The sequence below is a fragment of the Streptomyces sp. NPDC099050 genome, assembly GCF_044759865.1.
Classification (GTDB): domain Bacteria; phylum Actinomycetota; class Actinomycetes; order Streptomycetales; family Streptomycetaceae; genus Streptomyces.
This window is the reverse complement of record NZ_JBIWAE010000021.1, coordinates 80,698-93,662: the sequence shown is the minus strand read 5'-3', so window position 1 is coordinate 93,662 and position 12,965 is coordinate 80,698. Positions and strand designations below refer to the sequence as shown.

The window sequence follows — 12,965 nt, the reverse complement described above, 5'->3', positions numbered from 1 at the left end:
GTTTATGGAGGCATCGTGCACCACCGCTCAGACCTCGGCGCCCTGGCGGGCGCCACCGTCCTGGTCACCGGCGGCGCTGGACTAATCGGCTCCCGCATCACCGCGCAGCTGCGGGACCTGGGCGCCCGCCCAGTTGCCCTGTGCACCATGGACGCCTATCCCGAGCGCGTGTACGCCGACCTGTTCGGTGTCCGCGCCGGAGACCCGGACGTGGTCCTGGGGGATATCCGGCACACCGCCCTGGTGCGCAAGCTCGTCGCGGAATCGGACTACGTGATCCACGCCGCCGCCCTCGCGGACGTCGCCGCCTGCACCCGCGAACCGCTGGCCGCCATCGACACCAACGTGGCCGGCACCCAGAACATCCTGGACGCCGTCGCCGCGACCGACCGCGTCCGCCGGATGGTGTTCGTCTCCTCCGCCAGCGTCTACGGCGACGGCAACCCCGAGGAGACCGACAGCCCCGACCTCCTCACCATGCGCCAGCTCCTGGAATCCGTCCACGGCCGCATCCCGCCCCAGTTCCACGAGTTCACCCGCATGCGCCCCAAGTCCGTGTACGGCAACACGAAGGCGTGGGGCGAGGAGCAGACCGCGCTCGTGCTGGGCCAGGTCAGCACGTCGTACGCGATCGTCCGGTACTTCTCCGTCTACGGCGAACCGCAGACCGTCAAACCGAACTCCCACTCCTGGGTCGTGGCCTGGTTCGCCGCGCGGGCCCACCTCGGTCTCCCGCTCCACCTCAACGGCGGCGGCCGGCAGGTGCGGGACATGGTCCACGTGGACGACATTGCCGAGGGCACGTTGCGGGCCCTGGTCAGCCCCCGTGCGCACACCGAGACCGTGAACATCGGCACCGGCGTTCCCACCAGTGTCAGGAAGGTCGCTCAGCTGGTCCAGGCCCACTACCCGGGCACGACGTTGCTGGAGACGCCGCACCCGGCCGGAGACCCGCTCGGCGGGTACGCGGCCACCCGCCGGATGGAGAACATCCTAGGCTGGAAGCCGGAGGTCACCATCACCGAGGGGGTGGCGCGCTACGTGAAGTGGCTCCAGGACACCCCGGCCGCCGCCCCGGCCTGGCTCCGGCGCGAGCACACCGCGGCTTAGATGACCGGGGGCCGGCCCAGCCGGGTCAGTCGCCAGACCGTCCGCCAGCGCATCGGGCGCCGGGGGCCGCCGGAAGTACGGATGCCCTCGGCGAACCCTGCGAACCAGCCGCTCAGTCCCGCCGCGGACCGGGTGCGGGCCACGGTCAGCGCCACCCACACACCGAGGTAGACCGGCACCAGCGGGGCGGGCAGGTGCCGTTTGGCCAGCCAGACCCGGTTCCGGGCCGTCATCCGGTAGTAGACAGCGTGCCGGGCCGGGGACGTCTTCGGGTGCTGGAGCACCAGCTGCGGTTCGTAGAGGATGTCCCAGCCGTGGTCGACGGCTCGCCAGGCCAGGTCGGTCTCCTCGTGCGTGAAGAAGAAGGTGTCGGGCCAGCCCCCGGTCTCCTCCAGCATCGGCATCGACAGGGCGTGCCCGCCACCCAGGAACGTCGTCACCGGGCCACCCCTCATCGGGTCCCCCGCCCGCAGGCGGGGCACGTGCCGCCGCTGCGTGGTCCCGGTCTCGTCCGCGATCCGGAACGAGACGATGCCCAGCCGCCGGTCCGCCCCGTACAGGTCGGCGATCCGCCGGAAGACGTCGGCCTCGATCAACAGGCCGTCGTCGTCCAGGTCCACCAGGACATCGACGTCCCCGAAGTCCCGCAGGCGGCGCCAGGCGACGTTCCGGCCGCCGGACACTCCCAGGTTCTCCTCCAGCTCCACCACGGTCACACCCTCGGGCAGGCCCGACAAGGCCGTCCCGTTCCCGACCACCACGACCCGGGCCGCCGCCTCGTCCTGCTTGGCCACCGAGGCCAGCAGGGCCAGCAGCTCGGGCATCCGGTCGCCCATCGTCAGCACGGCGACACCCACACGCGGCCGGACCACGACCACCACCACTTCCCTCGGCACCAGGTGAACGGCGAGCGTACCCCCGCCGAACGCAGGCCCCGGACCGTACGAGAGGCCATCAGCATGGAACGGATCAACCTCGGCGACTACGTCACCGCCCCCACCGAGGGCGCCATCGCTACGACCGTCTACGGCGGCCTGGAGAAGTTCGAACTCTCCGCGCTCCTGGCCCAGTGGAAGGGCCTCCATCGCGAAGCCCTGGTCACGCTGGGGGAGAATCAGCGCATCCACCCCTCTGCGTTCATCCACCCCTCGGCGATCATCGGTGACGACGTGATCATCGGACCGGACGTCAAGGTCCACGAGTTCACGACCGTGCGGAAGGGCAGTGTCCTGTGCGCCGGCGTCCAGGTCGGCTTCAACTGCGAAGTCACCGCCACGTTCGTCGGGGAAGGCGCCGTCCTCGGGCACCGGATCGGCGTCAACCGAACGATCCTCGGGGCCCGAGCCCACCTGTCCGCCGGCGTCACCGTCGCCGCGATCAACATGACCACCGACATGCGCAAGCCGGACCGAGAGGTGATCATCCGCACCATGACCGGCCTCTACCGGTGCGGCACGACCCAGTTCGGGGCCCTCATCGGGGACGACACCCAGACCGGCAACAACATCAGCATCGGACCCGGCGTCGCCATCGGCCGCCGTTGCCGGATCACCAGTGGCGTCACCCTGGCCATCCGCACCGTCCCGAAGGACTGCACCGTCACCGCCCCACACGCCATGGAGGCCGACATCCGCCGTCGCCGGAGCACCTTCGCACGCTGATCCACAGCCGACCACCCGCACGGCCACGACGGCGGGCAGAAGCTGCGGCAACCAGCAGCCTGCCACGGTTGCGGCCTGCAGCACGATCGAGAAGTTTCGACCCCGGCCACAGAAGGCGCGCCCCGACGAGGCCCGTCACCGAGGTCACCGGCGTTGACGGATTCGCTCAGCCCCAGCCGGTATCAGCCACGCTGCTGCTTGCCTCCGCCGCAACCACCGTGATCGTGAGCTGAGGTCAAGGCGGCGGACCCACCTGGGAGCGCTGGAGCGGAGCGACAGGGCGAGCAGCCGCCCGCCGGGGGGCGTAGCCCCGGCCGGCTGCCGGGCCGGGACCCGGCGGACATCAGCCCCAGGCGGCCAGTGGGTGGGTACGGCCTTTCCGTGTATTAAGAGCACGCAACCCCCCGCGCGCTTCTGACCTGCGAAAACGTCGAGTTCATCGTGTTTCTGGGAACACGTTACGTGTTCCTGGGAACACATCGGTTAGCTATGTGCACATGGGCTGCGGGGTAGGTGTGTGTCGATCCTGGATTCGATCTAATTTATCAATGAGCAAAGAATCCTTTCCTCGGGGCGGGGTTGCTTAGCTAAGAGGTAATTTCCGACTTGCCCAGCGATCCGATCCTGGGACGGGCCGTGCTGCTCGTGGGGCGAGGGATGGGGCGGGTTCAGGCATGGCGAAGTCGGTGCGGAGCAAGGTCCTTGCACTGGTGGATCCGGACACCGGCGTCGTCGAAGAGGTGCCCCGTGCCCCGTACGCTTTCGACGGACCTCACATCAACGTCGGTATCCGTCGGGGCCGTCGGCTGGCCTCGGCTGACTCCGGGCTGAGCGACCGGGAGTTCCGAGTGCTGGTCTGGTACTGGTTCGCGACGGAGGAGCGTCAGGGGCCGGTGCAGATGACCGCCCGGGCCGTCTCGTCCGAACTGAGCATGAGCGCGAGCGCACTCTCGAAGACCGTAAAGGTTCTCAAGGGCGCCCGCCTGCTGGTGGAGTCCGGTGGGATCGGCCGTACGAAGTTCTACCGAACGACCCCGTACCTCGCGTTCATCGGGACGGGCTTGGAGCATCGCGAGGCGGTTTGCGACTGGAACCCTCCGGAGATGCGGATTCCGAAGCCGTGCGACCGCCGAGGTGCGAAGACCAAGGGAGACGCGACATGAAGGTCCACGGCAGTGAGGACGTGCTGTACGTGCTCAGGCGCACGGGGCGGGTCCTCAACCCGAATCAGCGGATCGTGGTCATGCTGTACGCGGCCTCCGAGCAGCGGCCGGACGGGTCGGTCTGGATCAAAGGCGCCGAACTGGCCGAGACGGCGGGGATGAGCGCCCCGGTCTTCTCTCGGACGCGCAAGGAGCTCGAAGCCCTCGGGTGGCTCGAAGAGGTGGACAGCGTTGGCACCGTGAGGATCTTCCGGCTGACGCCGACCGTGGGAGCGGAGCGTGGGCAGTCGGGCGGGCGGCTGAGGCTCGTCGGCGGCTGACCGCCCGGTGGCCGCCGACGGCTGCGCTCAGTGCTCCCAGTGGGCCGCGGTTTTCAGGAGGCGGTCGTTGGCGTCCGGGGAGCCGATCGTGATGCGGACGCCCTCGTCGCCGAAGGGGCGGACCATCAGGCCGGCCGCCTCGCAGGCGTCCGCGAAGTAGGAGGTACGGGAGCCCAGGCGCAGCCAGACGAAGTTGGCGTGGCTGGCGGGGACTTCGTACCCCTCCGCGCGCAGGCCGGCGCTGACGCGGTCGCGTTCCGCCACCAGGTCGGCCACGCGCTCGCGGAGTTCCTCGGTGGCCCGCAGAGAGGCCAGGGCGGCGGCCTGGGCGGGGCCGCTCACGCCGAGCGGTACGGAGCAGGAGCGCAGGGCCGCCGTCACGTGCGGATGGGCCACCGCGTAGCCGACGCGGAGCGCGGCCAGTCCGTAGGCCTTGGAGAAGGTGCGCAGCACCGCCACGTTGGGGCGGTCCCGGTAGAGGTCGATGCCGTCCGGGATATCTTCGGCGGCGTCCACGAACTCGCGGTAGGCCTCGTCGATGACGACGAGGACGTCGGCGGGCACCCGGTCCAGGAAGCGTTCCAGCTCGGCTCGGCGTACGGCGGTGCCGGTCGGGTTGTTCGGGTTGCAGACGAAGACCAGGCGGGTGCGGTCGGTGACCGCGTCGGCCAGTGCGTCCAGGTCGTGGGTCTCGTCGCGCAGCGGGACCTGGACGGAGGTCGCCCCGGCGGCCCAGGCCAGCAGCGGGTACGCCTCGAACGAGCGCCAGGCGAAGACGACCTCGTCGCCTGGGCCCGCGGCGGCGGCGACCAGGTGCTGGGTGATGCCCACCGAGCCGGTGCCCAGCACCAGGTGGTCGGCGGGCACGCCGAGGCGCCCGGAGAGTTCCGCGACGAGCTCGGCCGCGGTGGGGTCGGGGTAGCGGTTGAGGCGGCCCAGCCAGGTCTCGACCGCGGCGATCACCGAGGGGAGCGGCGGGTACGGGTTCTCGTTCGAGGAGAGCTTGTCGACGAACTCGTCGCGGGCCGCGCGGCCCGGCACGTAGGCGGGGACCGTCGAGACGTCGGCGCGCAGCCGGGGCAGGACCGGACCGGGCGTGGCGGGCGTGGTGGGCATGGCGCAGTCCTTAAACGGGGGAGTCCTTAAACGGGGGAGTCCTCGAGCGGGGAAGTCCTCGAGCGGGAAGTCCTCGGGCGGATGGGCAGCGTGCCGGGCAGGGCGTACAACACCGTCCGGCCGCGCCGACGGGGGAGGCGGCACGACCGGACGGTGACCAGGGGCCGGGCGAGGGGGACGGCGCGGGGGTGAGGGGGATCAGCCCCGCGCCGGTGCCGGCGGGTTGTAGGGCGAGGGACCGCCGAACGCCCAGCGCAGCCGGGTCGCCCCGTCGATCTGCACCACGCGTTCGATGTCGAACTCGCACATCCGCAGGGCTCCGGGCACGCCCGCCCGGTCCCCCTCGGCCCAGTTGATCCGCGCCTTGCCCGTCAGTTGCAGGGTGTGGCCGGACTCCCAGTCCAGGAAGAGCAGTCCGCAGTTCTCGTTGAGCTGCAGATTGCCCAAGGTCATGTAGAAGGAATTGCCGAAGTAGTCGGGCCATACGAGCCTGCGCGGTCCCGCCACGGTGACGAAACCGGGGTCGCCGCCCCGGTGCGAGGAGTCCGCGCCGTAGCCGTCGGCCTGGCTGGCGATGAAGAAGGTGTCCGCGCCGCGGATCCACTTCTCCTGTTCGGGCGTCAGCTCGTCGCCGTCCCGGGCCTCCCGGGGCGCCGAGGCCGGCCCGTCCGCGACCGGGACCCGTACCTGGAGGTACTTGGGGCAGTTGCCCAGGACCTGCTCGGTGCGGATACGGAGGGACTCCCCCTCGCGCCGCGCCACGCCGTTGATCCGGATCCGGGTCGTCGTGTGCGGTTCGAGGGCGAGCAGCCCGATGTCGGCCGTCTCCGCGAAGGCTTCGGCGAGCGGATCGCCCGGCACGGGCAGGGAGGACAGCGTGATCGTGCGCCGGCTCGTGGGCAGGGCGAAGCCGGGGTCGCCTGTGACCAGCGAGGACCACATGGCGCCCGTGGCGTCGGCGCCGCCCAGGAAGAGCATGCGCTGGCGCATCAGGTACTGGTCGAACCCGGGCTGGATCACGTCGTCGAACATCGGCGAGCCCCAGCCGGGACCGCCTTCGCCGGCCTGCTTCTGGACGGCCTGTTCACCCTCGTGATGGGGGGTCTTGATCACGGGAATCGGGAACCTCCGGTCGGGACGGGCACCGCGGCCGACGGACGGGATCGCCGTCGGCGGGCGCCCGTCTGCGGGGCGCCGGTCAGCGGGCGCCGGTCAGCGGGCGCCGATCAGCAGGGCGGTGTCCACGACACGGTTGGAGAAGCCCCACTCGTTGTCGTACCAGCCGACGATCTTGACCTGGCGGCCGTCGCCGATCACCTTGGTCAGGCCCGAGTCGAAGATGCACGACGCGGGGTCGGTGACGATGTCGCTGGAGACGATCGGCTCGTCGGTGTAGGTGAGGATGCCCGCGAGCGGGCCTTCGGCGGCCTTCGCGAAGATCTCGTTGACCTCCTCGACCGTCGTCGCACGGCCGACGCGGACGGTGAGGTCGGTGGCCGAGCCCGTCGGGATCGGCACGCGCAGCGCGTACCCGTCGAGCTTGCCCTTGAGCTGGGGGAGGACCAGGCCGATCGCCTTGGCGGCGCCGGTCGTGGTCGGCACGGTGTTCGTCGCCGCCGAGCGGGCGCGGCGCAGATCGGTGTGCGGACCGTCCTGGAGGTTCTGGTCCGCGGTGTAGGCGTGGACCGTGGTCATCAGGCCGTGCTCGATGCCGAGCGCGTCGTCGATGACCTTGGCCAGCGGGGCCAGGCAGTTGGTGGTGCACGAGGCGTTGGAGACGATGTCGTGCACGGCCGGGTCGTAGAGGTCGTCGTTGATGCCGAAGGCGATCGTCAGGTCCTCGTTCTTCGAGGGCGCGCTGATGATGACCTTGCGGGCACCGGCCTCCAGGTGGGCGCGTGCCTTGTGCGCGTCGGTGAACACGCCGGTGGACTCGATGACCACGTCCACCTCCAGCTCGCCCCACGGGAGTTTGGCGGGGTCGCGCTCGGCGGTCACGCGGATGGTGCGCCCGTCGATGACGAGGTTGCCCTCGACCGCGCGGACCTCGTGGCCGAGCTTGCCGAGCGTGCTGTCGTACTTGAGCAGGTGGGCCAGCGTCTTGGCGTCGGTGAGGTCGTTGACGGCGACCACCTCCAGGCCGGTGCCCCGCTGAAGGGCGGCGCGGAAGAAGCTGCGGCCGATGCGGCCGAATCCGTTGATGCCGACCTTGATCGTCACGTGATACCCCTCGTTCGGAAACTACATCCATGACCGCACGTGAAGCCGCGATGTCCGGCCAGTCCTCATCTTTGACTGTACTGGCCGACCTGTCCTCTGGCTTGCGTAAATGCGCCTGTCCATGGCCTGTTCGCGCCCGAAAGTCGAGGTGGGGCCTCGCGCATTGGAACATCTGATGGTAGTCGAGTACGTGCATGCAGGTATGTTTTTATGGGCCTGTCTGTCACGATGACACGACGCTTCCCGGCCTCCCGGAGCGAGGAGAACGATGGACATGCCGCCCCTTCGCGGGCCGAGCACATCCGTGCCGGACCGCAGTCCACCGCTCGCCGCGCTCGCCGCGCCCCCCGTCCCCGCCGCGGGTACGGCGGCGCGGGTCATCCGGGCCCACGGCGAGTCCGTGTACGGGACCACCGTCCGCCGCGAGTTCGGCGACGTCACCATCTCCCTCGTCACCGGGGAGGCCCACGAGGCCGTACGCCCCGGCCGCCACATCCGCCCGGACCCCTCCGAGTCCCTTCGGGTGTTCCGGGCGCTGGCCGGCGAGATCCACGTCCACCAGGACGGCCGCCGGGGCCAGGCGAGCGGCCCGCAGATCATCTGCTGCGACACCAGCCGGCCGTACCGCCTCCTGCTGCCCCGGCCCTTCCACCTGGTCGAGGTCCAACTGCCGCACCGGCACCTCGGCATGTCGGCCGCCGACACCGCGAAGCTCACCGCCACCGGCTGGTGCGGGCGGATGGGCGCGGGCGCCCTGCTCTCCCAGCTCCTCGCCGGACTCCACGACCACGGCACCGAGATCCACTCCGCCGTGGACCGGGTCGGCGCCACCGTGGCGGGCCTGACCGCGGCCGTCCTCGCCGACCGGCTGCGCCACGTCGCCGCCGAGGACGAGGTGGCCCGGCACGACCTGATGCTGGGCATCCAGGGGTACATCCGCGCACGGCTCTCCGACCCCGACCTCACCCCGCAGGCGGTCGCCGAGCACCACAACATCTCGCTGCGCTACCTCCAGCGGATCTTCCAGGAGCACGGGACCAGCCCCGCCCGGTGGATCCGGGACGAACGCCTCGCCCGCTGCCGGTCCGAGCTGCGCGACCCGCGGCTCGAACACCTGCCCGTCGGGGTGATCGGCGAACGGTCCGGCCTCTACCAGGCCTCGCACTTCAGCCGGCTGTTCCGCGACCGGTACGGGCTCACCCCGCGCGGCTACCGGACCATGCGCGAGGCCGTGCCCACGTAGGACCGATGAAGGCCGCGCACCGGCGAATGCCGAGTAGCTACGAGTACCGCCGCGCACCGACGAGTACCGCCGCGCACCGGCGCGTACCGAGTACCGCCGCGCACCGACGACCGACGAGCACTGACATCCGAGGAGGATGACGGATTTGACCGGCACGAGCTTCGAATTCCCCGGTGAGTACTACGAGATCATGCGGAAGGACTTCCGCAACCTCGACGCCGAGACGGAGTTCCTCGCGTCCCTGCTCCCCGAGGCGGGCACCGTACTCGACCTGGGCTGCGGCACCGGCTCCAACCTGCGGGCCCTGCGCGAGCGCGGGCACCGCGGGACCGGCGTCGACCAGAGCGCCGCGTTCCTGGAGTACGCCCGCGCCGCCGGCGACGAGGGCATCTCCTACGTGGAGGCCCGCGCCGAGGAGTACCGCGCCGAGGAGTACCGCACCGACGAGCGCCACGACGAGCGCTACGACCTCGTGTACAGCCTCTTCATGACGCTGAACTACCTGGAGCGGGCACAGCTCCCGGCCGTCCTGCGCTCCGTCCGCGAGCTGCTGAACCCCGGCGGGCAGGTCGTCCTGGAGTTCGGCCACCTGCTGAACTTCGTCGACTCCTTCCAGCCCAACAGCGTCGGCCACCACCGCCGTGACGGGGTCCTCATCACCCGCCTCGCCCGCCAGTTCATCAACGCGCACGCCGCGAACTGGCGCAACGAGGAGACCCTGCTGGTCCGCACCGCGGACGGCTCGGTCGCCATGTACGACAACTTCTTCGACCAGGCCGTCCTGACCGGCCCCGAGGTGCGCGAGCTGCTGGCCGCGGCGGGACTGACCATCACGGCCGAGTACGGCGGTTTCCGCAAGGAGCCCGCGCCCTTCCACGGCCGGGGCCCGCTCGTCATCGTGGCCACCGCGACCCCCGCCGACACCGCGTCCGACACCGCGTCCGACACCGCTCAGCAAGAGGAGAACCAGGCATGACCGGCACCGGCATATCCCTGCTCGACGGCGGGCCCGCCCCCGAAACCGGCGTCGGGCACCTCGGCGCCGCCCTCGTCCGCGCCGTCGGCGCGAGCGAGGGCCGCGGGGTGACGTACATCCGCGCCGACGGCACCGAGGTCCACCAGAGCTACTGCCGGCTGCTCGACGACGCCTCGCGCGTCCTGGCCGGGCTGCGCGCCTCCGGCGCCGCCACCGGCGAGAAGATCATCCTGCAGTCCGCCGACGACGCCGACCTCCTCGCCGGCTTCTGGGGCTGCGTCCTGGGCGGCTTCCTGCCGCTGCCCGTCAGCGCCGACGCGGTCAACGGCCCCGGCCTGCTGGAGCGCGTCTGGGCCGGCTACGGCCGCCCCCGCGTCCTGACCGGCACCGGCCAGGAGATCGCGCCCGCCGTCACCGCCGACGCCGGCTGGGCCGCCGCCCACCTGGGCGACGTGGCGAGCCTGCGCACCGCCCACGAGCCGGACCTCGCCTGGCACGAGCCCGACGCCGCGGACCCGGCCGTCCTGCTGCTCACCTCCGGCAGCACCGGCGTGCCCAAGGCCGTCAGCCTGACCCACCGCAACATCCTCACGCGCAGCGCGGCCACCTCCCGCGTGAACAAGCTCGACGCGGACACGCGCACCTTCAACTGGATGCCGCTGGACCACATCGGCGGGCTGATCATGTTCCACGCGCGCGACGTCTTCCTCGGCGCCGCCCAGGTCCACGCCAAGATCCAGTGGGTCCTGGAGGACCCGCTGCGCTGGCTCGACGCCGTCTCCGCCCACCGGGCCGACACCACCTGGGCGCCCAACTTCGCCTTCGTGCTCGTCAACGACCAGGCCGACCGCTTCGAGGGCCGCGGCTGGGACCTGAGCTCGCTGCGCTACATCATGAACGGCGGCGAGGCCGTCCGCTCCGGCGTCGTCCGCCGCTTCCTGGACCTGCTGGCCCCCTACGGGCTGCCCGCCACCGCGATGTTCCCCGGCTGGGGCATGTCCGAGACCACCGCGGGCGTGGCCGACTGCCAGTTCACCGAGGCCGCCGCCGGCGACGACCGCTACGTGCCGGTCGGCCGCCCGCAGCCCGGCACCCGCATCCGGGTCGTCGACGAGCACGGCGCCCTGGTGCCGTGGGGCGTCACCGGCCGCCTCCAGGTCACCGGTTCGACCATCACCTCCGGGTACTACGACAACCCCGTGCAGAACCGGCAGTCCTTCACGGACGACGGCTGGTTCAAGACCGGCGACCTGGCGTACGTGGAGAACGGCATCCTCACCGTCACCGGCCGCACCGACGATGTCATTCAGCTCGGGGAGATCGCCTACCACGGCCACGAGATCGAGGCCGCCGTGGAGGAACTCGACTTCATCGAGCCCTCGTACACCGTCGCCTCGCTGGTCGCCGCCGAGCCCGGCGGCGCCGAGGAGCTCGCGGTCTTCTTCAGCCCGCGCGCCGGCACGATCACGGGGGAGCAGGGCGAACGGATCCGCGAGCGGGTCCGCGAGCGGCTGGGCGTCGACGTACCGCACCTGCTGCCCGTCGACCGGTCGGAGATCCCCAAGACCGGCATCGGCAAGCTCCGCCGCGCCCAGCTCCGCAAGAGCTTCGAGGACGGCCTGGCCTCCGTTTCGGCCTCCGGGTCGGCCTCCGTTCCGCCCCCCGAGTCGGCCTCCGTCCCGGCCGGCAGCGCGGCCTGACCGTACGGATGGTGCGGTCCGGGTGGCCGGGGCGGGCCCCCCGACCGCACCATCCCCTCCCCTACGCACGAGGAGCGCCCATGGCGCAGCAGGAGCGGGCCGAGCGGACGCGACGGGCTCTGATCGACGGCGCCGCCAGGGCCATTGACCTCTACGGCTACGAAGGGGCCTCGCTCGCGGTGATCTGCACCGCCGCGGGGGTGACCAAGGGCGCCTTGATGTACCACTTCCCCGCCAAGGACGACCTGGTCAGAGCGGTGCGCACCGAAGCGCGGCAGACGATCGTCGGCGCGCTGGACGCCGTACCGCACCGCCGGACGCGGCCCTTGCAGACCGCCGTCGACATGACGCACGCGGTCGCCGGGCGGCTCGGGCACGACCCCGTCGTACGGGCGGGCGCCCGGCTGACGCGGGAGTTCGTGCGCTACCCCGACGGCAGCGTTTCCTGGACCGATGCCGTCCGCGAGGAGCTGGCCGACGCCCTGGCCGGCGCGGCCGACCCCTGGGGGACGGCCGCGCAACTCGTGTACTCCCTGATCGGGATGGACGTGTGCCTGCGCGCGGAGGAGCACCGCCCGGGCCGTTCCTGCGGGCCGCTGCGCGGGCACCTGACCCGGATGTGGCAGCTGATCCTGCCGGGGATGCTCGCGGCGCCGCAGGCCGTGGAGCTGTACCGGGCCGAGGGCTCCTCGCCGTACTGCGCCTTCGCGGCGGCTCCCGAGCCGGTGTACACCGGGGCGCGGGGATGAGCGGGGACCGGGTGGCCGCGATGGGGGCTGGGGCCGGGGTGGGTGCCGGGGTGGGGGCGGGTGCCGGGGCGGGGGCTGGGGCCGGGGTGGGGACGGGGGCCGGGGTGGGGACGGGGGCCGTGGTGGGGGCGAGCGGGCCCGATCCGCGTCCGCTGACCGGTGAGCCGCTGAGTCTGGACCTCCTCAACACTCATTGGCACGACCGGTACGGCCGGTACGACCTGCTGGACTCCATCTCCGGCCTCGCGTGCTGGCTGTCCGGGTCCCGGGTGGCCACGGCGTACGCCGGCGGCGAGCTGCGTGCCGACCGGACCACCCTGACCGCCGCCCGGGCCGCCCGCTCCGCGCTGGCCGGTGTGGCCGGGCGCGCCGATGCGGGGCCGGGGGCGCTCGACGCCTTCAACCGGCTGCTCGACGCGGGGCGGATCCGTCGGCTGCTCACGGCCGCCGGGCCCGTGGAACGGCTGGAGGCGCCCGACTCCGGGCGCCTGCTCGGGTACCTCGTGGCGGCGGACTACCTCCGGTTGCTCAGCACCGCGGGGGACCGGATGCGGAGTTGTGCCAACCCGACGTGCGGGCTGCGCTTCCACGACGTCAGCCGCAATGGCACCCGGCGGTGGTGCAGCAGCACGGGGTGCGGGAACCGGGCGAAGGCGGCTCGGCACTATGCCCGTAGGACGGCGTCGGCGTCCTGAGCGGTGCGGCGC

General features: G+C 71.7%; 13 protein-coding genes. 9 read left to right on the top strand and 4 right to left on the bottom strand.

Annotated elements, in window-relative coordinates; translation table 11 throughout:
- Positions 1-15: 15 nt before the first annotated feature.
- Positions 16-1,110 carry an NAD-dependent epimerase/dehydratase family protein gene (locus ACIQV3_RS30265; protein ID WP_403717434.1) on the top strand — a complete coding sequence of 365 codons (1,095 nt, stop codon included), beginning with the start codon at positions 16-18 and terminating at the stop codon, positions 1,108-1,110.
- On the opposite strand, the gene ACIQV3_RS30260 is transcribed toward ACIQV3_RS30265, so the two are convergent.
- Positions 1,107-1,946: a glycosyltransferase family 2 protein gene (locus tag ACIQV3_RS30260; RefSeq protein WP_403717547.1), complete on the bottom strand. Its 840-nt coding sequence runs from the start codon at positions 1,944-1,946 to the stop codon at positions 1,107-1,109. The two genes, ACIQV3_RS30265 and ACIQV3_RS30260, sit on opposite strands and share 4 nt — an antisense overlap.
- A 123-nt stretch (positions 1,947-2,069) precedes the next feature.
- On the opposite strand from ACIQV3_RS30260, the gene ACIQV3_RS30255 reads away from it, so the two are divergent.
- The 3 genes from ACIQV3_RS30255 to ACIQV3_RS30245 all read left to right on the top strand — a co-directional run bounded on the left by ACIQV3_RS30255 (position 2,070) and on the right by ACIQV3_RS30245 (position 4,254).
- The gene (locus tag ACIQV3_RS30255) at positions 2,070-2,771 is read left to right on the top strand and encodes a DapH/DapD/GlmU-related protein (RefSeq protein ID WP_403717432.1); all 702 of its coding nucleotides are present in this window, start codon (positions 2,070-2,072) and stop codon (positions 2,769-2,771) included.
- A 674-nt stretch (positions 2,772-3,445) separates the two neighbouring features.
- The gene (locus tag ACIQV3_RS30250; protein WP_403717430.1) at positions 3,446-3,934 is read left to right on the top strand and encodes a winged helix-turn-helix domain-containing protein; all 489 of its coding nucleotides are present in this window, start codon (positions 3,446-3,448) and stop codon (positions 3,932-3,934) included.
- Positions 3,931-4,254, top strand: a complete 324-nt coding sequence (locus ACIQV3_RS30245) for a replication initiation protein, RepL2 (RefSeq protein ID WP_403717428.1) — start codon at positions 3,931-3,933, stop codon at positions 4,252-4,254. The genes ACIQV3_RS30250 and ACIQV3_RS30245 overlap by 4 nt, the downstream gene beginning before the upstream one ends.
- A 27-nt stretch (positions 4,255-4,281) precedes the next feature.
- Here the strand turns inward: ACIQV3_RS30245 and hisC are convergent, their stop codons facing one another.
- From hisC to gap, 3 genes are all read right to left on the bottom strand, one after another.
- Positions 4,282-5,370: a histidinol-phosphate transaminase gene (gene hisC / locus ACIQV3_RS30240; RefSeq protein ID WP_403717426.1), complete on the bottom strand. Its 1,089-nt coding sequence runs from the start codon at positions 5,368-5,370 to the stop codon at positions 4,282-4,284.
- Positions 5,371-5,568: 198 nt separating this feature from the next.
- Positions 5,569-6,483: a pyridoxamine 5'-phosphate oxidase family protein gene (locus ACIQV3_RS30235; RefSeq protein WP_403717424.1), complete on the bottom strand. Its 915-nt coding sequence runs from the start codon at positions 6,481-6,483 to the stop codon at positions 5,569-5,571.
- A gap of 99 nt (positions 6,484-6,582) precedes the next feature.
- On the bottom strand, positions 6,583-7,590 hold the full coding sequence (gene gap / locus ACIQV3_RS30230) for a type I glyceraldehyde-3-phosphate dehydrogenase (protein WP_403717421.1): 1,008 nt from the start codon (positions 7,588-7,590) through the stop codon (positions 6,583-6,585).
- Positions 7,591-7,864: 274 nt separating this feature from the next.
- On the opposite strand from gap, the gene ACIQV3_RS30225 reads away from it, so the two are divergent.
- From ACIQV3_RS30225 to ACIQV3_RS30205, 5 genes are all read left to right on the top strand, one after another.
- Complete coding sequence (locus tag ACIQV3_RS30225) at positions 7,865-8,833, top strand: helix-turn-helix domain-containing protein (protein ID WP_403717419.1); 969 nt, start codon at positions 7,865-7,867, stop codon at positions 8,831-8,833.
- A gap of 136 nt (positions 8,834-8,969) precedes the next feature.
- A complete protein-coding gene (locus ACIQV3_RS30220; protein WP_403717416.1) occupies positions 8,970-9,809 on the top strand; it encodes a class I SAM-dependent methyltransferase in 840 nt (279 codons plus the stop codon).
- The gene (locus tag ACIQV3_RS30215; protein ID WP_403717414.1) at positions 9,806-11,509 is read left to right on the top strand and encodes an AMP-binding protein; all 1,704 of its coding nucleotides are present in this window, start codon (positions 9,806-9,808) and stop codon (positions 11,507-11,509) included. Before ACIQV3_RS30220 ends, ACIQV3_RS30215 begins: the two co-directional genes overlap by 4 nt.
- Positions 11,510-11,589: 80 nt before the next feature.
- On the top strand, positions 11,590-12,258 hold the full coding sequence (locus ACIQV3_RS30210; RefSeq protein WP_403717412.1) for a TetR family transcriptional regulator: 669 nt from the start codon (positions 11,590-11,592) through the stop codon (positions 12,256-12,258).
- Positions 12,259-12,377: 119 nt separating this feature from the next.
- On the top strand, positions 12,378-12,953 hold the full coding sequence (locus ACIQV3_RS30205) for a CGNR zinc finger domain-containing protein (RefSeq protein WP_403717411.1): 576 nt from the start codon (positions 12,378-12,380) through the stop codon (positions 12,951-12,953).
- The last annotated feature ends 12 nt before the right edge of the window (positions 12,954-12,965 follow it).